This window comes from Corynebacterium sp. HMSC059E07, from assembly GCF_001814395.1.
Taxonomy (GTDB): Bacteria; Actinomycetota; Actinomycetes; order Mycobacteriales; family Mycobacteriaceae; genus Corynebacterium; species Corynebacterium hesseae.
The window spans coordinates 147,271-166,240 of sequence record NZ_KV816274.1; the positions used below are offsets into that span (position 1 = coordinate 147,271).

Sequence of the window (18,970 nt, forward strand, 5' to 3'; positions counted from 1 at the left end):
AAAGTTCTCTCATGACCACATCAACCCCGTACAAGACTCGCTCAACGCGCGATACCTTCAATACGCGCTTTGTCTTCCTCATGGCTGCTATCGGCTCCGCCGTCGGCCTGGGTAACATCTGGCGATTCCCGTATGTTGCCTATGACAACGGCGGCGGCGCCTTCCTTATCCCGTACATGGTTGCCCTGCTCACCGCCGGTATTCCCATCCTGTGGTTCGACCTGGCTATTGGTCACCGCTTCCGCGGTTCCGCGCCGCTGGCCTTCCGCCGCATCAGCAGCCGCTGGGAGGGAATCGGCTGGTTCAAGGTCGGGGTGAACTTCTTCATCGCCATCTACTACGCCGCCATCATTGCCTGGGCGGCGCTCTACACCGTTAAGTCCGTGACCCAGGCATGGGGCGATGATCCCGCGGAGTACTTCATGGGTGACTTCCTCCAAGCAGAGCCGGAGGCAACCTACTCAGGGCACATCGTCTCGTCCATCCTTGGCGTCATGATCCTCGTGTGGATCGTCTGCATCGCCACGCTGGCCACGAGCATCAACGAGGGCATCGGCAAGCTGACCTCCATCTTCCTGCCTGTCCTGGCCGTCATGTTCATCATCCTGGTCATCCGTGCTTTCTTCCTCGACGGCGCCGCCGAGGGCCTCAACGCCTTCTTCACCCCGGACTGGTCCGTGCTGAGCAACCCGTCGGTGTGGATCGCCGCCTACGGGCAGATCTTCTTCTCCCTGTCCATTGGCTTCGGCATCATGATTACCTACGCCTCCTACCTCAAGCCGCGTACCAACCTCACCAACACCGGTCTGGTTACGGCCTTTGCTAACTCTTCCTTCGAGGTGCTGGCCGGCATCGGCGTCTTCGCCACCCTGGGCTACATGGCCGCCCAGCAGGGCGTGGCGGTGGATGAGGTGGCATCCTCCGGCATCGGCCTGGCCTTCATCGCTTTCCCGACGATCATCAACCTCATGCCGCTCGGCGGGCTGTTCGGCGTCCTCTTCTTCGGCTCCCTCTTCCTGGCCGGCGTGACCTCCCTGATTTCCATCATGGAGGTCGTTGTCTCCGCCGTGGCAGATAAGTTCAACATTTCCCGCCGCGTTTCCGCCATCACCGTTGGCGGCGCCATGGCGGTGCTGTCTTGCTTCCTGTTCTCCACGTCTTCGGGCCTGGTCACGCTGGACATCATGGATAAGTTCACCAATAACCTGGGCATCGTCTTCGGCTCCATCTGCGCCCTGGTGGTCGTCGGCTGGGTCACCGGCCGCCGCCGTGAGATCCAGCAGCACCTCAATGCTGTGTCACAGTTCAAGGTCGGTGGCTTCTGGCAGTTCCTGACCTTCATCGCCACCCCGCTGCTGCTGGTCTACTTCCTGGTCAACGAAATTCTCACCATCGCCCGCGAGGGCTATGAGGGCTACTCCTCCACCCAGATTGGCCTCTTTGGCTGGGCGGTGCTGGGAATCATCCTGCTCGCCAGCTTCCTCATGCCGCTGGTGGCCTTCCGCGGGAACAAGTACCTGGATGGCATGGAGACCTCGGACTACGGCGTCCCCGTAGGTGGGCGCCCAGCCGGCACCCCAAACCCGCTTGCCACGGCTAACACCGCTACAAAAACCGCGGATGACAAGTAACGAGTATTAGGAAAGGTCAACGACAATGACTACAAGCGCAATCCTGCTCTTCATCCTCTTCGTCGTCGTCATCTGGGGCGGACTGGTAATCTCCTCCATCTGGCTGGCCCGCAGCGACGATGACACCACGGGCGAGCTGGGCAACGCACCCGGCACTGACGACGAATCCCTGTCCCACCGCGTGCACTAAACAGCGGGACGCGGTGCGCTCTGCGCCGGCCTAAATCTCAACCACCGTGCGCCCGTGGCGGGAGCCGGCGCGTAGCTCGGTGGCTGCGGTGGCGACGTCGGAAAGCGGCACCGTTTCCGTGATCGAGTTCAGCATGTTGAGGTCGAGGTGTTCGTCGAGAAGCTGCCAAGCAGCCTCGCGCACCGCGCGGGGCGCGTCGACCGAATTGCCGCCGGCCAGGACGATGCCGCGCAAGATGAACGGCAGCACCGAAGCGGGAAGATCCGGGCCGGCCGCCATACCGGTGGCCGCAACCACACCACCCCAGCGCACCTGTGCCAGCACGTTGGCCAGGACGGTGGAGCCGGCGGTGTCAATGGCGCCGTCGTACAGCGCCTTCTGCAGCGGGCGGCCGGTCTCCGACAACGCCGCGCGATCCAGAACGTGATCCGCGCCGAGTGCGGTGAGATATTCAGACTGGGAATCCACGCGGCCGGTCACGGCGGTGACCTCGTAGCCAGCGGACTTGAGCAGCTGGACCGCGACTGAGCCCACGCCGCCAGTGGCGCCGGTGACCAAGATATGGCCCTGCGTGGTGCCGTGCGCGCGCAGCTGGTTCACGCAGATAGCGGCGGTGTAGCCGGCCGTGCCGATTGCGGCGGCATCGTGTGCGCTGAAGCGCTGAGGCACGGGGATGGTGGCCTCTGCATTGACGCGCTGGCGGGTGGTGTAGCCGCCGTGGCGGAATTCGCCCAAGCCATCGCCGCAGGCGACTACAAGTTGGCCGGGGTTCAAGCGGGAATCAGAGGTCTCCGCCACGGTGCCCACCACATCGATGCCGGGAACGAGGGGATCGATGCGCATGACGCCTTTGTCACCCTCCAAGGCCATGGCGTCCTTGTAATTGAGGGAAGAAAACTGCACATCTACAACCGTGTCACCTTCCCCGAGCAGGGGCTGCTCCTGGAAAGAATGAGTTACTCCGGACTCCGTGCGAGTGACAATAAGCGTGCTCATGGGCACTATCGTACAGAGGATGTGAAGCAGCGTTTTCCGGCTAATGCTTCAGCCAGCGTCCAGAGAACATCGTTAGGGTGAAGCGCATGACTGGGATTAAAGCTCAACACCCGCGCAATAGGCTGCGGCCCGCGCCGGATCCGTATCGGCACCAGCTTCGTGATTCCTTCCTAGTCGCGGCCCTGTCCTTGGTGGTCGTGATGCTGGCGACGGTGGGCAAGCCATTCATGGACATCCCAGGCGTGGTTGACGGCTCCGCGCATGCCGTGCGCCAGGTGAACACCCAGCTCTTAGGCGGTTTTGAGAACTCTTCCGTGTGGTACGGCGGGTGGACCGACCTCGTGGGAAATATCGCTCTCTTCATGCCGCTGGGCGCGGCGATCTACGTGGCCGGGCGCGACCGTGCCAGGATTCGCTGGGGCCTGGGCGGGGCGATGCTCATCGGCCTGATGGTCAGCCTGTGCATAGAAAGCGCCCAATATATATTTGCCCTGGGCTTTAGCGATGTCGATGACCTTCTATACAACACCGTGGGCTCTGTCCTCGGCGCCGTACTCATGGCGCGCTTGGGGCGCGAAGGGCAGACGAAGATCCTGCGCCGCCTGGGATTCCTCCTTGCGCTGGCAGCGGTGGTGCTCCTCGCCTTGGTGGTGCTGTAGTACCTAGCTGGGCGTACGCACGAGCTTGGCGACGTCCCCCGCCACCCGCCGCGCATAGGGTGAGACACCAGTAATCGTGGCCGAGCCCGGGCCCGTCCACGAGCCATAGCCCACGGGGAAGAAACCTTCCACCGTGGGCTTTCCTTCTGCCAGCAGCCCGGGGAAGGGGCGCAAGGCCGGCCGGAAGCCGGTGGCCCAGATGAGATCGCTAAATCCTGCGCGGTCTAGCTCATCGAGCGAGGAGAACATCCCGGTGGCGCTCAGAATCCCACTATCACGGGCCTTGAGCACTGGCGGGACCATGACGATATCCCCCAGTTCTGTTTCGGGGCCCGGGTCCGGCTCGCCCCGCAGCTTGGCCAGCATTCGCTGACGGTTGCGGCTAAAGAGCACGCGCCCGTCCACATCATCCGGCATCCAGCGCGGCGGGTGCGCGGTGAACCACGTGGTGTCCACACCAGCGAGGGCGAGCTCGGCGGCGATCTGCGCGCCGGAATTACCAGCACCGACAACGGCTACAGGATTGTTGTGGCCGCGCTCTAAGAAAGGACCGCACCCCGGGTAGCTCGCCGTGTGCCATTGGCGCCCCTGGAATTCACCGGGGTAGAAGGGGATAAACGGCGCGGACCAGGTGCCCGTCGCGGCCACGACGGTGCGGGCACGGAACTCACCGTGGGTGGTGAGGAGGCGGAAGCGGGAGGCGTCGTCAAGCACGCGCTCCACCGCCACCCCGTGCCGGACCGGCAGGTCATAGCGCTGCTCATAGCGGGTGAGGTAGTCCACCACGTGGGAAGCCGGCGGGAAACCGGGATGGGCGGGCATGGGCCAGCCGGGCAGGGTGGAGGACTGGGCATCGCTAAAAAGAGTGAGTGAATCCCACACGTGCTGCCAGGCCCCGCCGGGGGAAGAGTTGGCGTCGAGGATGAGGAAATCGAGCTTCTGGCGGCGCAGGTAGTAGCCGGTGGCCAGGCCGGATTGGCCGCCACCTACCACGATGCAATCGTAGGTATGCATCTATTGGATGAGCTTTCGTTCGCGGGCGGCGGAGACGGCTGCGGTGCGGGTTTCCACGCCGAGCTTCTGATAGACGTGGATGAGGTGGGTCTTGACCGTGGCCTCGGAGATGAAGAGCCGCTGGGCAATCTGCTTGTTGGAGGCCCCCGTGGACAGCGCTTGCAGGATCTCCAGCTCGCGGGGAGACAGCGCGGTTTCCGGCTGCGCCAAGCGCTCCGCCAGGAGGTTCGTGACTTCAGGCGCCAAGGTGCGCTTGCCCGCGGCGGTGTCGAGCACCGCGGCGTGCAGGGTGTCCTCGGGGGCGTCCTTGAGCAGGTAGCCCAGCGCGCCCGCCTCCACGGCGGCCAGGATATCCGCCTGCGTGTCATAGGTGGTCAGGATGAGCACCGGGGGCCCATCGAGCTCGCGCACGCGCCGGGTGGCGGCGATGCCGTCGACATCCGGCATTTGGATATCGCAGACGACGACATCGATATGGGGGCAATCAGCATCCGCCAGCTTTTCGACGGCCGAGCCATCGGAGCCTTCCAACACCACCTCGATATCGGGGAAGGCGTTAAGAATCGCGCGCAGCCCGGCGCGGACCACGGGGTGATCATCGATGAGCATCACGTTGACCATTGCTGCTGCCTCCTGTTGGGATTCGCACCGCGAGCGCGGTGCCGGCGGGTGAAGATTCTACCTGGACGGTCCCGCCGACGCTGCGAACACGCTGCTCCAGGCCGGTCAGCCCGAAGCCGCGCGGGCCCTCGATGCCGCGACCGTCATCGGCGACATCCAAGGTGATCTCATCCTTGAAAGAACCGAGGGTGACCACGGCGCGGTCGGCGTCGGCGTGTTTCATGACATTGGTGAGACCTTCGCGCGCGGCGCGCAGGATGACGTGGGAAAACTCGGTGGGGACGTCGGCGCTGCCGGTGAGCTTGAGTCCAAAATAGGTACGCAGCCCGAGGCCCTTGGCCTGGGCTTGGAGCTCATCCACGAGTGTGCGCAGTTCCTTATCGATGGAGGAGGCAGGGGCCGCGAGCTCCTTGACGAAGCGCCGGGCCTCGGCCAGGTTGTCCTGGGCCACCTTCTCAATGAGCGCGAGCTGCTCGGTGACGTCCTGTTGCGTCGACGTGTTCTTGGCGGCGCGGCTGAGCAGGACGATGGAGGACAGCCCCTGCGCCACGGTGTCGTGGATTTCGCGGGAGAGCCGCTCCCGCTCCTCGAGGCGCCCGGCTTGGTGCTCGCTGGCGGCCAGTTCTTCCTGGGTCTCACGCAGCTGCTTGGCGACGGCCTCGTGGTGTGCCGCTTCCGCCTGAACCCGGCGGGCGGCGTGGTAGACGGCCACGGCGAAACACGTGCCGATGAATGGCCCGATGGCCGCGGCCGCGGTCCAGAATTGCGGGTGGATCCACGCGGGGACGAAGGCGGCCACGGCCCACAGGATCACGCTGGCGACGATTCCTGGCCAGAAAGGAAGCGCATGGATGAAGACGAAGACCAGCGGGAACTCGAGCCACATGAAGTCTTGGGCGTGCACCATAAGCCCGATCCACAACAGGCACAGGGCGGCGAGCCAGAGCGTGGTGGGGATGGGGCGGGCGATGGTGCGGGAACCGAAGATGGCAAATCCCGTGTAGACCACTGCGAGTGCGATGGAGAGGCCGAGGGCGCGGGCGTCGAGGCGCTCATCGGCCCATGCGCGGAGCACTCCGAAGACGAGGAGAAAACCGAACATGGTGTGCAGTCCCACGGTCCACAGTTTGTTGCTCATCATCACGACGCACCAGCCTATCGCCTAGGTGGGGGAGCGCGAATCAACCAACTGGTTGAGTGGAGGTTCAACTGGCTACCCGATTACTTTCGGCGCCCGCACACGCAGGATAAATAGTATGTTCCTGGCATTGAGAGAGATAGTCACAGCCCGCGGTCGGTTCTTCCTGATCGGCGGCGTCGTGGCTCTGATTACGTTGTTGCTCGTTATGTTGTCCGGCCTGACCCAAGGCCTGTCCAAGCAAAACACCTCCGCGCTTGAGGCACTCGGGGAGCAGAATCCTTATGTGACCTTCTCGACGGAAGATCCCTCCTTCACCGAGTCGGAGATCTTCGCCGAGGACGTTCCCGCTTCTGGTATTCCGCTGGGCACCTCCCAAACCAAGCTGGAGGGCCACGGCGGCGTGGCGGTTATCGGTTTGCCCGCCGGCACCCAGATTCCTGGCTCCAGCACCGTGATTCCGGAGGAAGGCATGGTCTTGAGCCAATCCATCGACGAGGCCCTGAACGCGCCCTCCCGGGGCACCCTCGGCGGAGTGGACCTGGACGTGAACGCAGTGGTCGAGGATGAGTATTACTCCCACTCCCCGGTGGTGTGGGTCGCTACCGAAACCTGGCAGAAGGTCTCCCATTCCCCCGAGGACATGGTGGGCGTGGCCGTGCTTTCCCAGGAGCCGACCGACACCTCCGTGTCCATGGGCAAGGCCCTGTCCGGCCTGCCGGCCTATAGCTCGGAGCGCGGTTCCCTGCTGACCATGCAGGCCTTCCTCTACGGCATCTCCGCGCTGGTCACCATCGCCTTCCTGAGCATCTGGACCATCCAGCGCACCCGTGACCTGTCCATCCTGCGCGCCCTTGGTGCCAGCGTGAAGTACCTGCTCAAGGACGCTATCGCTCAGGCAGCCATCATCTTGGCGATTGGCGTTGGGGTGGGCGCGCTCGTCGGCTGGCTGCTGGGCCTTGCCGCCCAAGGTGCCGTGCCCTTCGAGGTCTCCGCCATGACCGTCATCGTCCCCGCACTCGGCATCTGGCTGCTCGGCATCGCCGGTGCCTTCCTGGCCACCCGCCGCGTTTCCAAGATCAACCCGCTCGACGCCCTAGGAGGCAACGCCTAATGACTACCACCGTTACTCCCGCCCTGTCCCTCCGCGACATCGTGGTGACCTACCCCGACGGCCAGTCCCGCACAACTGCACTCGACGGCGTAAGCCTGGACGTCAAGCCCGGCGAGCTCACCGCCGTGATCGGCGAATCCGGTTCCGGTAAATCCACCCTGCTCTCCGTGGCCGCTGGACTTATCGAGCCGGACTCCGGATCCGTTGAGATGCACGGCACCCGCGGGCTCATCTTCCAGCAAGCCAACCTGTTGGCAGCCCTGACTGCGCGCGAGCAGTTGCTCATTATTGACCACATGGAAGGCCGCAAGCCCCGCGGTGACCGCGCTGACGAGCTGCTCAGCTTCGTGGGCTTGGAAGGCTTTGGCAACCGCCGCATGAACCAGCTCTCCGGTGGCCAGCGTCAGCGCGTCAACATTGCCCGCGCGCTCATGGGCCAGCCTTCCGTGCTGCTTGCCGACGAACCCACTTCCGCCCTCGACTCCAAGCTCTCCCGCGAGATTGCCAAGCTCCTGCGCGGTGTCACCGATGACTTCGACACCGCCACGCTGTTCATCACACACGACCGCAGCCTGCTGGACTATGCCGATACCGTGGTCGAGGTCAAGGATGGAAAGCTCTCCGAATATTCCGAGCTAGCCGCGTAAGAACCCGCTCATCTCTCACATGTTCATACAAAGGGGTAAATTAATACCCCGTTATGATTCGACCCCGCAAACCCCGAGTAAGCCCGACTGACTACCCGCGCATGCAGCAGTGGACCGCATTGCATGCGCTTATGTTGAGCATCACCGTGGTGGCCTGCGGGGTCTTTATCGTCGCCGCCCGCAGAATCAAGGGAACCTCCCGCGAGACCTTCATCCGCCGGATGGTGGGCTGGGCCTTGCTGGTGGCGGGTACTGCGTGGACGGTCATCTCCCTGGACCCGAAGCAATTCGATATCCGCGAGTCTTTGCCTTTGCACCTGTGCGATGTGCTGCGCCCCATCTTGGCTCTGGGGCTCATTACCGGCAACGAGCACGCCCTGACCTTGACCTACTTCTGGGGCATCATCCTCAACCCGCAGGCCATTATCACCCCGGACGTCATCTACTACTTCTTACCGCGCTGGCTGCGGTTCGGTACATATTGGTTCTTCCACATCGTGGCCCTCGCTGTGCCGCTAGCGCTGACCTTTGGCTTGGGCTACCGGCCGACGTGGAAGGGCTACCGCTTCGCCGTGAAGGTCACCCCTGTATGGATGGCCACCGCCATGGCGATCAATGCGAAGACCGACGGCAACTATGGCTTCCTTAACCACGCGCCGGGCAGCCCCTCCATCATCAACCTGCTGGGACCCTGGCCCGGCTACATTGCGGCAGAGACCCTCGCCGTCGCAGCAGCATGGGCGGGGATGACGTGGCCGTGGGAGAACACCTCGCTGCGCCGCGGCACGGTGGTGGTGGGGCCACGCGGGCTCATGCGCAAGTCCGTCGGTACCGCGTCCGGGATCCTGCGCCGCGCCACGGTACGTTTTCGTAAATAGTGGCCCGCGAACCGCGGAATTTTAGGGCTTGGTTGCGAAAACGTACCCACACGGTGGTGGCTAGGTACGGATCGATTAAATAAGGCCCCAGATCTTCGAATTTCTGGGGTGCTATTTGATCGAAACGTACTTAGCGGCGGAGCTAATGCCGGGCCACGGAGCTAGCGCTCGGCATTGAGGAGCCGGGCAATGGCCCGCGGGATGGCTGCCGCGATCTGGGAGGCCGAACAGGGCGCGAAGCCCTCGGGGGTCTCGGCCGCGATGGCCGCCGCATGCGCGTGGATGGCGCCGGCGTGGAGGACCTCGGTGATGGTTTGGGCGGCGGTAGCGGCCGCGGTTTCGGTGGAGGTTTCGGCGAAGTGCTGGGCCATCACCGCGCCGAGGATGCCGGAAAGCACGTCCCCGGAGCCCGGGGTCGCGGCAAAAGAGTGACCGGCGTTGAAGGAATAGATCGGCTGGCCCGGAGCGGTAACGCGGGTCAAGCGGCCTTTGAGCAGGATGATGCTGTCCAGCTCCTCGGCTAGCTCGTGGAGGGCAGCGCCCCACCCAGCAGACGCATCGGGAGCAGAGCCGAAGGTGGCCTCATAGAGGCGGATGAACTCGCCTTCATGCGGGGTGAGGATGCTCATCGGGTGCTCGGTAACTTTCTGGCGCAGGGAGGTGTTGCGCGCCAAAAGTGTCAGGGCGTCGGCATCGAGAATGGTGGGCAGGCCCTGCGCTAGCACCTTTCGCAGTTCGGTGGCCGCCGCTGCATCGGTACCGCGGCCGGGGCCCACGACCCAGGCCTGGGCCTGACCGGCGGAGGACGCATCGGGATGGCAGACCAGCTCCGGAAGCAGGGAGGTAATCGAGTTATCGCCGATGAAGCGCACCATCGAGGGCGTGGCGCGCACCGCCGCGGTGGCGCAGAGGATTCCCGCGCCCGGGTACGTGTTGCTGCCGGCGGCCAGGGCAACGACGCCGCCGGAGTACTTATCGGAGCGCGCGCTCGGTGTGGGATCAACGATGGGGCCAGTGCAGCCAACTGGCCAGGGGCGGGAAGCGCGCCCGCCCGGCAGATCGAGTTCGCCCGATTGCCACGCAAAGGGCGTCGGCACGGAGGGCTCGTGGGCGATGAATGCCGCTGGTTCATCGAGTTCGGCGAGGGTCTCAGCGAAAGAAGGTGCGCCGGGCAAGAAGAGATCGGAGACCACAACCTGCCCGCATTCGGCGGCCAGCGCGTGGCCGAGGCGTGGCGAGCCAAAGGTGACGGTGACGTCGGCGTGGACGGCATCCGCGGCGCACACTCCCGTGTCGGGATCGACGCCGGTAGGAATATCGACGGCTAAGACAGCAGCCCCGGCAGCGGTGGCTTCGCGGTAGAGCGAAAGCGCGGTGCCGGTTAAACCCCGTGCGGATCCGAGGCCGGCGATTGCGTCGATAAGCAGCGCGCTTCCTAAGGGCGCGCTGCCGTTAGGCAGCGCGTCGGAAGGAAGGACCGTGCCACCGGCGGCACGGAACGCGGCGAGGGCCTCCTCGTGGCAGCGGTCCGGCACCAGAGCGTGGACCGTAACCCCGCGTGAGGCCAGCTCCGCCCCGGCAAAAAGCCCGTCCCCGCCGTTGCCGCCGGAACCAGCGAGTATGAGCACCGCGCCGGGGCGAGCCTCCAGCATCACTGAAGCAGCGTCTGCCACCGCCGCGGCGGCCAGCTTCATGAGCTGATCCTCATGAGATTGCTGTTCCAGCAGGTGCTTTTCAGCGGCACGGACAGTGGCAACGGTATAAGCGGGGCGCATAACCCACACCCTAGCGCGCGGGTTGGCAGGTAGGGCACCAAAAGAGGTTGCGGCCCTGCATGACCTGCTCCCGGATCTCGGTGCCGCACACATGGCACGGCAGCCCGGCGCGGCGGTAGACGTAGACCTCGCCGCCGTGGTCATCCTTGCGCGGCTCGCGGCCCATGGCCTCCGGTGTGTGCGCGGGACGGACCGTGTCGATGCGGCCGTGCTCGACGCCATAGTCCATGAGCTCCACCAGGTCCGACCAGATGGCATCGAACTCCGCGTGGTCGAGCTGCGTGCCCGGGATGAAGGGGGAGAGCCCTTGGCGGAACAGCACCTCCGCGCGGTAGATATTGCCCACACCAGCAAAGAGGCCTTGGTCCATGAGCATCGCGCCGATGCTGCGCCGCGAGGCATGCACGCGGGCCCACAGCGCATCAGAGTCGGCATCTGTGCGGAGCGGATCCTGGCCCACCTTCGCCACCTTGGCCTGGTATTCCTCCTCCGTAATGAGCGTGCAGAACTGCGGGCCGCGCAGGTTCGCGGCCATCGTTCCGTTATCGATGCGCAGCCGGATTTGCCCCCACACATCAGCGGAAGGCTCAAAGCGCAGGGACCCAATGAGCCCCAAATGGATGTAAATCACGTGGCGCGGGTTATCCGCATCGAAGTGGAGGAAGAGGTGCTTGCCAAAGGCTTCGGCGAGGGAGAGGGGTGAGGCGTCGACAAGCGCGGCCTCCGCAGCAAACCTGCCCTGGGGGCTGCTCACAGCCAGCGGCGCGCCGCGAAAGTCCGCATTGAGTGTCCGAGCAAGGCGGTGAATAACGTGTCCCTCAGGCATGTCAGGAAGTCTACGCGGGGGCAGTGCTGCTGTAGACTTTCCGGGTACTACCCGTTGAACGGAAGGGCCTAAATACTATGGGGCGCGCAATCGGTTTTGACCGTGAAAAATACATTGAGCTGCAGTCGGAGCACATCAACGCTCGACGCAAAGAAATCGGTGGGAAGCTTTACCTGGAAATGGGTGGCAAGCTTTTCGATGACATGCATGCCTCCCGCGTGCTGCCCGGTTTCACCCCGGATAACAAGATTGCGATGCTCGAGCGCATCAAAGATGACGTAGAAATCCTCGTCTGCATCAACGCCAAGGACATCGAGCGCCAAAAGATGCGCGGTGACCTGGGGATCCTCTACGAAGACGATGTGCTGCGGCTTGTCGACGTCTTCCGGGGCCGCGGCTTCCTTGTCAATAACATCGTCATGACGCAGCTCGAGGACGGCAACAGCCAGGCGGAGGCCTTCATCGAGCGCCTCGAGCGCCTGGGGCTGACGGTGGCGCGCCACCGCGTCATCCCGGGCTACCCCGCCAACATCGACCTCATCGTCTCCGAGGAGGGGTTGGGCAAGAACGACTACGTGGAGACCACCCGTGACCTCGTGGTGGTCACCGCGCCGGGGCCGGGCTCCGGTAAGTTGGCTACCGCACTATCGCAGGTCTACCACGAGAACGTGCGCGGCGTGCAGGCGGGCTACGCCAAGTTTGAGACCTTCCCCATCTGGAACCTGCCGCTCGACCACCCGGTGAACCTGGCATACGAGGCAGCCACGGTGGACCTTAACGACGCCAACGTCATCGACCACTTCCACCTCTCCGCGCACGGCGAGTCCACGGTGAACTACAACCGCGACGTCGAGGCCTTCCCGCTGCTGAAGTCCCTGCTTGAGCGCCTGACCGGCACCGTTCCCTACCAGTCCCCGACGGACATGGGCGTGAACATGGTGGGCTTCTGCATCACCGACGACGAGGTCTGCCGCGAGGCCTCCCGGCAGGAAATCATCCGCCGCTATTTCAAGACTTTGGTGGAGGAGGCCCGCAACGGCCTCGACTCCACGCAGTCCGAGCGTGCCGCCGTGGTCATGGCGAAGGCCGGCATCAAGTCCACCGACCGCCCGGTGGTGCTCCCGGCGCGTCAGAAGGCGGAGGAGACCGACGGCCCGGCGTCCGCGCTGCAGCTTCACGACGGCACCATCATCACCGGCCGCACCTCCCCACTTCTGGGCTGCTCGGCGGCCACCTTGCTCAATGCGCTCAAGCACCTGGCGGGCATCGACGATGACCTGCACCTGCTCTCGCCGGAATCCATCGAGCCGATCCAGACGCTGAAGACCAAGCATCTGGGTTCGCAGAACCCGCGCCTGCACACCGACGAGGTGCTCATCGCACTCTCTGTCTCCGCGGCCAAGGACGAGAACGCCCGCCGCGCGCTCGACGCACTGAAGGAACTCGAGGGCTGCGATGTCCACACCACCACCATCTTGGGTTCCGTGGATGAGGGCATCTTCCGCAACCTAGGTGTCCTGGTGACCTCCGATCCGGTCTTTGCCCGCAAGAGCGCGCTGTACCAGAAGCGCTAAGACTCCACCGAAAAATTGGGGATCTTGCCATTAGCAGGCCTAGACTTGCGGGCGTGACTATTGGCAAGATTCTCCTCTACTACTGCTTTACTCCCATTGAGGACCCCACCGCGATCATGCTGTGGCAGCGTAACCTCTGCGAGAAGCTCGGGCTGAAGGGCCGCATCCTCATTTCGGAGCACGGCATCAACGGCACCGTGGGCGGGGACATGGAGGCCTGCAAGCGCTACGTGCGCGAAACCCGCGAGTACCCGGGCTTCAAGAAGATGGAGTTCAAGTGGTCCGAAGGCGGTGCGGAGGATTTCCCGCGCCTCTCGGTTAAGGTGCGCGATGAGATCGTGGCCTTCGGCGCGCCGGGTGAGCTCAAGGTGGATGAGAATGGCGTCATCGGCGGCGGCGTTCACCTCAAACCCGAAGAGGTCAACAAGCTAGTAGAAGAGCGCGGCGAGGAGGTCGTCTTCTTCGACGGACGCAATGCCATGGAGGCGGAAATCGGCAAGTTTAAGAATGCCGTGGTGCCGGACGTGCGCACGACGCATGACTTCATCGCCGAAATCGAGTCCGGAAAATATGACTGGATGAAGGACAAGCCCGTGGTCTCCTACTGCACGGGCGGCATCCGTTGCGAAATCCTCTCAGCGCTGATGAAGAACAGAGGCTTCAACGAGGTCTATCAAATCGACGGCGGCATTGTGCGCTACGGCGAAAAGTACGGCAACGATGGCCTGTGGGAAGGCTCGATGTACGTCTTTGACAAGCGCATGCACCACGAGTTTGGCCAGGGCCTAGAGGATCCGGGCTTCATTCAGCTCGGCCACTGTGTGCATTGCGGGGCGGGAACCAACACGTTCCATAACTGCATCAACGAGGACACGTGCCGTAAGCAGGTGCTCATCTGCGATGACTGCATTCAGCATGTGGAAACACAGCACTGTGGGCGGCCGGATTGCGCCGAGGTGGCAGCTGCCCAGGCGCAGGGCTAGTTTTCGATAACCGGGGCGAGCAGGATCTGGATATCGTTGATGCACCAGATCATGAAGTTGCCGGCCATGACCCAGAAGATGGCCATCCAACCGCGCCAGCGCACATAGGCCTTGAGCTTGCGCACCATGATGACGGCGCAGCCGATCATGCCGATGAAGGGGATGATTAGCGTCGTCGTGGCGAACACGGTGCGCTGGGTCCTCGTGCAGAGCCAGGCGGCATACTCGGCGCGGAGGCAGTCGGTCGTGGTTCCGGCGACCTTAAAGATCCCCGCGAGGAGGAGCGCATACAGCGCTGAACCGGCGAGGATGAAAATCATAAACCACAGCGCTTGGCGCGAGGAGCGGCGGTTGGCTTCGGCGACGGCGAGGGGATCGGGTTCGTCGGCAAGCTCGTCAAATGTGCGGGGCTCGGGGCGAGGCAGGTTCGTATAGTCCGCGTCGGACGTGAGATCGTTTTCGGGGTGCTCAGCTGCCATGGTCTGCCAGTCTAACGCGCTTCGGCGGTGTAGGTGCTGGGGCAGACCAGCACGGGCACGCCCAAGTGCGGGAGCAGCTCGGTGGCGGTGCTGCCGATGAAGACGCGCTCGATGGGGCCCATGGGGTCGGAGCCTAAGCAGAGGAGGTCGCCCTTCTTCCACTTCAGCGAGTCCACCGCGCCGGACCAGCCATGGCCGCTGCCGATGGCCGTCGTGACCGAAAGCTCGGGGTAGGCATCCGCGATGAAATCGTGGGCCCGGTCCAACAACGAAAGCGAATGCTCGCGCCAATTGGGGGCATCGGAAGGAAAGGTGGGGGAGTATTCGAGGGGGACGTCGACAAGCCCCTTGGCTGAAAACGCCAGGATGCGCAGGGGGATACCGCCGCGCTGCGCAATGCAGGCCGCGTGCATGAGAGCGGGATCATCGGCGCTGCCAAGATCGGTGAAAGCAAAGTTAATGCGGGTGATGCCGTGCTTAGACAGCTTGATGCCGCGCGGAGTCAAGCCCACCGGAAGCGGCGCATAATGCAAAAGCGCATCGGCGGTAGAGCCCGAGAAGAAACGGCCCTTGGGTGCGGATTGGTTTGCGCCGAGGAGGATGACGCTTGCGTTGAATTCCTTGGCCGCCTCCTCCAAGAGCTGCGGGCGCGAGGGCCCTGCGATGAGAACAGAGACATTCTTATCGAGCTGGGACTTGTCTACCCCTGCCGCGTTCAACGCCTGTTTGACGGCCCGCTCGCAGGCGGCGCGCTCCTTCTTGAACCACTTTCTATAGGAACCGGTGAGCTTGCTGAGCGACGTCACGGTGAGTGGTTGCGAAATAGTAGATACCACGCGGATCTGAACGGGCGTGGAACGCGCGATCCACGCGGCAAACTCGATAGCTTCCGTGCCGGTGGAGCTGGGGCTCCACGAAACAAGGACACGGAGCGGAGGGACCGTGGCGTCTGGGGAGCACTGTCCTTCCGCGGGGTGTGAAGAATTCTTAGCCATTCATCAAAAGGTTCGGGGTCGTTTTATTCATTATCGGCCCTTCACGCCTTAAAATAAAAATCCGCTCTACCGGCGCTTTTTGGTCTATTTTCCTTCCATGATTGGCCGGTAGACATCGGCCAGTTTGGAGATCAGGTTAACCAGGGAGTTGGCATCCTTGATGTCGTCCGGATCGAGCCAACGCAGGATCTCCGCCAAAGCCGCCGCACGCTGGCGAGAGACGATGGTCAGCTCGGATTCGCCGAGCTGGGTAAGGGCGACGAGGACACCGCGGCGGTCCTTTTCGTCGCGGTGCCGTTCCACGAAACCTTGGCGTTCCAATTGGTACAGCGCATTGGAGGCGGTAGGCATCCGGATGAGCTCTGCCTGGGCGATGGTGCTCACGCGCGAAGGGCCGCGCATGCGCAGCTGGTTCATGATGGAGACCTGCGACGTGGTGAGGGATGTGCCCTCTGTCGTGCGCTGGAAAATGAGCATGAGTTTGTTGAGCGCGGGCTGGATCTGGCGGGCGACTTCCAGGGCATCCTCGTAAGGGATGGGGGATTCGATAGTTTCTTCACTCATGGAAAATAAGTGTAGCTAGTAATTTCGTGGAGCGGTAGTTAGCCGATTAAAAAATTTGGTTTCCCACCGCGAAGCACTATGAAAGGGCCTAGATTGTTGACGCCGCCGGCACTACACTGTCCGGCGTGAATTCTCCGTCAAAGGCAGAGTCTGCAAAGACAAGGTCCGCAGTGGCCTATCGCAACGAAGTCTCTTATGAATGGGAGCGTGCACAGCATCTGCGCGAGCTTCGCGCGGGAAAGGTGACGCGGGAAGAGCTATGTGATGCCGACTTTCTCCTTCGCGCGGCGGCGGAACACCATGGCGTCGACATGCGCAAGCCGTGCCCGGTGTGCGGTTCAGACATGCGGCTGACCCGTTGGGTTTATGGAGATGCTTTAAAACGCCGGGCGGGAAGTGCGCGGAGCGCTGCGGAAATTGCGGACATGGCCGCAGAAGGGCTGGAATTTACCGTGCATTTTGTGGAAGTGTGTCCGGCGTGCCGCTGGAATCATCTGCTTCGAGCTGCCACGGTCTATGCTCTAGGGTAGTTTTGGCTTCCCAGTTCACGCCGGTAAGCTGCATGTATTTACAGTTTGTGTACAGGATTGATGAGGACACGGATCAGTGACCGAAAAGGAAACCTCCGGGCGAAAGTCAGGTAATCGCAGGAAGAGCACCTCGCGGAGCGCTCAGCGTTCGTCCGGCCGCAAGCGCCGCTGGCCGTGGATCGTGCTGGCTGTTTTGTTTGTACTAGTGGGCATTCCTGCCCTGCTCTTCGGCTACGCGTATACGCAATACGACGTCCCCGGGCCCAAGGAGCTGCAGCCGAGCCAGATCTCCACCATCGTCGCCGGCGATGGTGAAACTCAGCTGGCCAAGCTCGTTCCGCCGGAAGGCAACCGCCGTCAGGTGACGTTGGAAGAGATCCCGGATTATGTGGAGGACTCGGTCCTCGCTGCCGAGGACCGTGAGTTCTGGACCAACTCGGGCTTCTCCTTCACTGGTCTGGGCCGCGCCGTCTTGGGCAAGCTCACGGGTGATAGCACCGCCGGTGGTGGTTCCACCATCACCCAGCAATACGTGAAGAACACTCTGGTGGGTGACGAATACTCCTACGTCCGCAAGATCCGTGAGCTCATCTACTCGGTGAAGATGACCAATGAGTGGGCCAAAGAGGACATCCTGAACGCCTACCTCAACACCGTCTACTTCGGCCGCAATGCCTACGGCATCGAGGCTGCCTCCAATGCCTACTTCAATAAGGACGCCAAGGACCTCACCGTGGAGGAAGGTGCCATGCTCGCCGGCCTCATCCAGTCCCCATCGGTCTTGGATCCGTGGGTGGATGAGGAACGCTCGCAGAACCGCTGGAACTACGTCATGGACGGACTCGTTGAGATGGGCGATCTGGATGCGGCTGAGCGGTCCCAGATGGCTTTCCCGGAGACCCGTGATCCAAGCGAATACTCCGCCTACACCGAGGCACCCGGTGCTTATGGGCACATCAAGAACCAAGTCACCGGCGAGTTGGCACGCGTGGGAATTACCGAGGACCAGCTGGCCACCGGTGGCCTCAAGGTGACCACCACCATTGACATGACCGTGCAAAACGCGTCGACAGACGCTGCCCACGAGCAGCTTGCGGTGCTGCAGGAGGATGCCCGTGCTGCAGCCGTGACCATCGACCCAGCAACGGGTGCTGTGCGCGGTTACTTTGGCGGCGATGACTCTAATGGCTGGGATTACGCTAACTCTCCGTTGCAGACCGGTTCGGTCTTTAAGATTATGGCGCTGGCAGCGGCCCTCCAGCAGGGCATCGATCTCAATACCTATTACTCCTCGGCGCCCTACCAGCTGCCAGGATCACAGATCGTGACCAACGTGGGCGGCGGTCGCGGCAGCTGCAGCATCGCTGAAGCGCTGAAGAATTCCTATAACACCTCCTTCTTGCGCCTCCAGGATGACCTGGAAAACAAGATGCAGGACACCGCGGACATGGCACACGCATTGGGCGTTGCGCGCAGCCTGCCGGGGATTGAAAAGACCCTGACGGAGAACGGCGGTACGCCGTACGAAGGCATCGTGCTGGGCCAGTACCAGTCCCGCCCCCTCGATATGGCGACCGCTATGGCTACCTTGACCAACCAGGGTGTGTGGCACCAGCCGCACTTCGTGCAGAAGGTTGAAAACGCCAACGGCGAAATTCTGTATGAGAACCCGACCGACGGCGGTGAGCGCCGTGTCTCCGCCAACGTGGCTAATAACGTTATTTCTGCGATGCAGCCAATTGCCGCATGGTCGAATGGCGCGCTAGCTGGCGGACGCCCGTCTGCGTCCAAGACTGGTACCACGCAGCTGGGTGACACCGGTCAGAACAAAGATGCGTGGATGGTCGGTTCCACGCCGCAGCTCGCTACAGCAGTGTGGGTAGGCACGGCCGACAACACCTCCGCGATTTTCAATCAGTGGGGCGGCATCATGTACGGCTCGGACGCACCGACGAAGATCTGGAAGTCCATCTTGGATACCTCTCTGGCTAATGCTGAGCAGCAGACCTTCCCGCAGGCCTATCCGATCAACTATGGCGTCGGCAGCTGGGGTTCGGGCTATGTCTATGACCCGAGCCAGACCACGACGTGGGACCAGACCCCGGCAAGCCCGGAGGGCGAAGCCGCTGAGGGCGAGGGCGAGGCAAAACCAGAGGAAGGCCAACACCATGACGAGGGGCATGGTGATGCCCCGGCGCAGCCGGCCCAGCCTGAGCAACCGGCTCAGCCCGCCGATCCTGAGGTTCCCTCGCTGGATGAGATTCTCAATGGAGATGGCCTCGACCAACTACTTGGCCAATAGGAGACTGATCCCTGGTGAGCCAACACACGACTTCTCAGCTAGTCCCCCTCTCCT

Annotated in this window: 19 protein-coding genes; 10 read left to right on the forward strand and 9 right to left on the reverse strand. The window is 63.0% G+C overall.

Annotation, left to right across the window (positions count from 1 at the left end):
* Window positions 1-11 precede the first annotated feature (11 nt).
* Together HMPREF2967_RS01165 and metS are read left to right on the forward strand one after the other, a co-directional pair.
* Entirely contained in the window at window positions 12-1,631 is a 1,620-nt protein-coding gene (locus HMPREF2967_RS01165) for a sodium-dependent transporter (protein WP_070684611.1), read from the forward strand.
* Window positions 1,632-1,656: 25 nt separating this feature from the next.
* Window positions 1,657-1,821 (forward strand): methionine/alanine import NSS transporter subunit MetS, encoded by a 165-nt coding sequence (metS, locus tag HMPREF2967_RS01170; protein WP_070684612.1) that lies wholly within the window; start codon window positions 1,657-1,659, stop codon window positions 1,819-1,821.
* Window positions 1,822-1,851: 30 nt separating this feature from the next.
* On the opposite strand, the gene HMPREF2967_RS01175 is transcribed toward metS, so the two are convergent.
* Window positions 1,852-2,817 carry an MDR family oxidoreductase gene (locus HMPREF2967_RS01175; RefSeq protein WP_070684615.1) on the reverse strand — a complete coding sequence of 322 codons (966 nt, stop codon included), beginning with the start codon at window positions 2,815-2,817 and terminating at the stop codon, window positions 1,852-1,854.
* Between the two features lie 86 nt (window positions 2,818-2,903).
* Between HMPREF2967_RS01175 and HMPREF2967_RS01180 the strand changes: the two genes are divergently transcribed.
* The gene (locus HMPREF2967_RS01180; protein WP_198531002.1) at window positions 2,904-3,476 is read left to right on the forward strand and encodes a VanZ family protein; all 573 of its coding nucleotides are present in this window, start codon (window positions 2,904-2,906) and stop codon (window positions 3,474-3,476) included.
* 3 nt (window positions 3,477-3,479) lie between these two features.
* On the opposite strand, the gene HMPREF2967_RS01185 is transcribed toward HMPREF2967_RS01180, so the two are convergent.
* From HMPREF2967_RS01185 to HMPREF2967_RS01195, 3 genes are read right to left on the reverse strand one after another with little or no spacing between them, the layout of a single operon-like run.
* The gene (locus HMPREF2967_RS01185; RefSeq protein WP_070684617.1) at window positions 3,480-4,490 is read right to left on the reverse strand and encodes an NAD(P)-binding domain-containing protein; all 1,011 of its coding nucleotides are present in this window, start codon (window positions 4,488-4,490) and stop codon (window positions 3,480-3,482) included.
* Complete coding sequence (locus HMPREF2967_RS01190) at window positions 4,491-5,111, reverse strand: response regulator (protein ID WP_070684619.1); 621 nt, start codon at window positions 5,109-5,111, stop codon at window positions 4,491-4,493.
* On the reverse strand, window positions 5,086-6,252 hold the full coding sequence (locus HMPREF2967_RS01195) for a histidine kinase (protein WP_070684623.1): 1,167 nt from the start codon (window positions 6,250-6,252) through the stop codon (window positions 5,086-5,088). Before HMPREF2967_RS01195 ends, HMPREF2967_RS01190 begins: the two co-directional genes overlap by 26 nt.
* Before the next feature lie 115 nt (window positions 6,253-6,367).
* Between HMPREF2967_RS01195 and HMPREF2967_RS01200 the strand changes: the two genes are divergently transcribed.
* Genes HMPREF2967_RS01200 through HMPREF2967_RS01210 form a run of 3 tightly spaced genes read left to right on the forward strand, consistent with a single transcriptional unit; the run spans window position 6,368 to window position 8,888 of the window.
* Window positions 6,368-7,363, forward strand: a complete 996-nt coding sequence (locus HMPREF2967_RS01200; protein ID WP_070524189.1) for an ABC transporter permease — start codon at window positions 6,368-6,370, stop codon at window positions 7,361-7,363.
* Complete coding sequence (locus HMPREF2967_RS01205; protein WP_070684625.1) at window positions 7,363-8,010, forward strand: ABC transporter ATP-binding protein; 648 nt, start codon at window positions 7,363-7,365, stop codon at window positions 8,008-8,010. Before HMPREF2967_RS01200 ends, HMPREF2967_RS01205 begins: the two co-directional genes overlap by 1 nt.
* 53 nt (window positions 8,011-8,063) lie before the next feature.
* Window positions 8,064-8,888 carry a YwaF family protein gene (locus tag HMPREF2967_RS01210; protein ID WP_070684627.1) on the forward strand — a complete coding sequence of 275 codons (825 nt, stop codon included), beginning with the start codon at window positions 8,064-8,066 and terminating at the stop codon, window positions 8,886-8,888.
* 161 nt (window positions 8,889-9,049) lie between these two features.
* Here HMPREF2967_RS01210 and HMPREF2967_RS01215 read toward each other — a convergent pair whose 3' ends face one another.
* Together HMPREF2967_RS01215 and HMPREF2967_RS01220 are read right to left on the reverse strand one after the other, a co-directional pair.
* Complete coding sequence (locus HMPREF2967_RS01215; protein WP_070684629.1) at window positions 9,050-10,663, reverse strand: NAD(P)H-hydrate epimerase; 1,614 nt, start codon at window positions 10,661-10,663, stop codon at window positions 9,050-9,052.
* Window positions 10,664-10,673: 10 nt separating this feature from the next.
* Window positions 10,674-11,489, reverse strand: coding sequence for an Fpg/Nei family DNA glycosylase (locus tag HMPREF2967_RS01220; RefSeq protein ID WP_070561809.1), 816 nt, complete (start codon window positions 11,487-11,489; stop codon window positions 10,674-10,676).
* A 77-nt stretch (window positions 11,490-11,566) separates the two neighbouring features.
* Between HMPREF2967_RS01220 and HMPREF2967_RS01225 the strand changes: the two genes are divergently transcribed.
* Both HMPREF2967_RS01225 and HMPREF2967_RS01230 read left to right on the forward strand, forming a co-directional pair.
* On the forward strand, window positions 11,567-13,063 hold the full coding sequence (locus HMPREF2967_RS01225) for a DUF1846 domain-containing protein (protein ID WP_070524200.1): 1,497 nt from the start codon (window positions 11,567-11,569) through the stop codon (window positions 13,061-13,063).
* Between the two features lie 53 nt (window positions 13,064-13,116).
* The gene (locus HMPREF2967_RS01230; RefSeq protein WP_070533722.1) at window positions 13,117-14,046 is read left to right on the forward strand and encodes an oxygen-dependent tRNA uridine(34) hydroxylase TrhO; all 930 of its coding nucleotides are present in this window, start codon (window positions 13,117-13,119) and stop codon (window positions 14,044-14,046) included.
* Here HMPREF2967_RS01230 and HMPREF2967_RS01235 read toward each other — a convergent pair.
* The 3 genes from HMPREF2967_RS01235 to HMPREF2967_RS01245 form a co-directional block, all read right to left on the reverse strand.
* The gene (locus HMPREF2967_RS01235; RefSeq protein WP_070684631.1) at window positions 14,043-14,525 is read right to left on the reverse strand and encodes a hypothetical protein; all 483 of its coding nucleotides are present in this window, start codon (window positions 14,523-14,525) and stop codon (window positions 14,043-14,045) included. The two genes, HMPREF2967_RS01230 and HMPREF2967_RS01235, sit on opposite strands and share 4 nt — an antisense overlap.
* An 11-nt stretch (window positions 14,526-14,536) precedes the next feature.
* Window positions 14,537-15,520: a universal stress protein gene (locus tag HMPREF2967_RS01240; RefSeq protein ID WP_070684633.1), complete on the reverse strand. Its 984-nt coding sequence runs from the start codon at window positions 15,518-15,520 to the stop codon at window positions 14,537-14,539.
* A gap of 84 nt (window positions 15,521-15,604) precedes the next feature.
* Window positions 15,605-16,084 (reverse strand): MarR family winged helix-turn-helix transcriptional regulator, encoded by a 480-nt coding sequence (locus HMPREF2967_RS01245; protein WP_070524207.1) that lies wholly within the window; start codon window positions 16,082-16,084, stop codon window positions 15,605-15,607.
* Window positions 16,085-16,254: 170 nt separating this feature from the next.
* Between HMPREF2967_RS01245 and HMPREF2967_RS12660 the strand changes: the two genes are divergently transcribed.
* Both HMPREF2967_RS12660 and HMPREF2967_RS01250 read left to right on the forward strand, forming a co-directional pair.
* Window positions 16,255-16,614 (forward strand): DUF5318 family protein, encoded by a 360-nt coding sequence (locus HMPREF2967_RS12660; protein ID WP_083312559.1) that lies wholly within the window; start codon window positions 16,255-16,257, stop codon window positions 16,612-16,614.
* Between the two features lie 76 nt (window positions 16,615-16,690).
* Window positions 16,691-18,916 (forward strand): transglycosylase domain-containing protein, encoded by a 2,226-nt coding sequence (locus tag HMPREF2967_RS01250; protein ID WP_070684635.1) that lies wholly within the window; start codon window positions 16,691-16,693, stop codon window positions 18,914-18,916.
* The last annotated feature ends 54 nt before the right edge of the window (window positions 18,917-18,970 follow it).

What these genes read in the sequence shown, in the direction of transcription:
- HMPREF2967_RS01165 (WP_070684611.1), top strand. Translation starts at nt 12, where the DNA reads ATGACCACATCAACCCCGTACAAGACTCGCTCAACGCGCGATACCTTC.
- metS (WP_070684612.1), top strand. Translation starts at nt 1,657, where the DNA reads ATGACTACAAGCGCAATCCTGCTCTTCATCCTCTTCGTCGTCGTCATC.
- HMPREF2967_RS01175 (WP_070684615.1), bottom strand. Translation starts at nt 2,817, where the DNA reads ATGAGCACGCTTATTGTCACTCGCACGGAGTCCGGAGTAACTCATTCT.
- HMPREF2967_RS01180 (WP_198531002.1), top strand. Translation starts at nt 2,904, where the DNA reads ATGACTGGGATTAAAGCTCAACACCCGCGCAATAGGCTGCGGCCCGCG.
- HMPREF2967_RS01185 (WP_070684617.1), bottom strand. Translation starts at nt 4,490, where the DNA reads ATGCATACCTACGATTGCATCGTGGTAGGTGGCGGCCAATCCGGCCTG.
- HMPREF2967_RS01190 (WP_070684619.1), bottom strand. Translation starts at nt 5,111, where the DNA reads ATGGTCAACGTGATGCTCATCGATGATCACCCCGTGGTCCGCGCCGGG.
- HMPREF2967_RS01195 (WP_070684623.1), bottom strand. Translation starts at nt 6,252, where the DNA reads ATGATGAGCAACAAACTGTGGACCGTGGGACTGCACACCATGTTCGGT.
- HMPREF2967_RS01200 (WP_070524189.1), top strand. Translation starts at nt 6,368, where the DNA reads ATGTTCCTGGCATTGAGAGAGATAGTCACAGCCCGCGGTCGGTTCTTC.
- HMPREF2967_RS01205 (WP_070684625.1), top strand. Translation starts at nt 7,363, where the DNA reads ATGACTACCACCGTTACTCCCGCCCTGTCCCTCCGCGACATCGTGGTG.
- HMPREF2967_RS01210 (WP_070684627.1), top strand. Translation starts at nt 8,064, where the DNA reads ATGATTCGACCCCGCAAACCCCGAGTAAGCCCGACTGACTACCCGCGC.
- HMPREF2967_RS01215 (WP_070684629.1), bottom strand. Translation starts at nt 10,663, where the DNA reads ATGCGCCCCGCTTATACCGTTGCCACTGTCCGTGCCGCTGAAAAGCAC.
- HMPREF2967_RS01220 (WP_070561809.1), bottom strand. Translation starts at nt 11,489, where the DNA reads ATGCCTGAGGGACACGTTATTCACCGCCTTGCTCGGACACTCAATGCG.
- HMPREF2967_RS01225 (WP_070524200.1), top strand. Translation starts at nt 11,567, where the DNA reads ATGGGGCGCGCAATCGGTTTTGACCGTGAAAAATACATTGAGCTGCAG.
- HMPREF2967_RS01235 (WP_070684631.1), bottom strand. Translation starts at nt 14,525, where the DNA reads ATGGCAGCTGAGCACCCCGAAAACGATCTCACGTCCGACGCGGACTAT.
- HMPREF2967_RS01240 (WP_070684633.1), bottom strand. Translation starts at nt 15,520, where the DNA reads ATGGCTAAGAATTCTTCACACCCCGCGGAAGGACAGTGCTCCCCAGAC.
- HMPREF2967_RS01245 (WP_070524207.1), bottom strand. Translation starts at nt 16,084, where the DNA reads ATGAGTGAAGAAACTATCGAATCCCCCATCCCTTACGAGGATGCCCTG.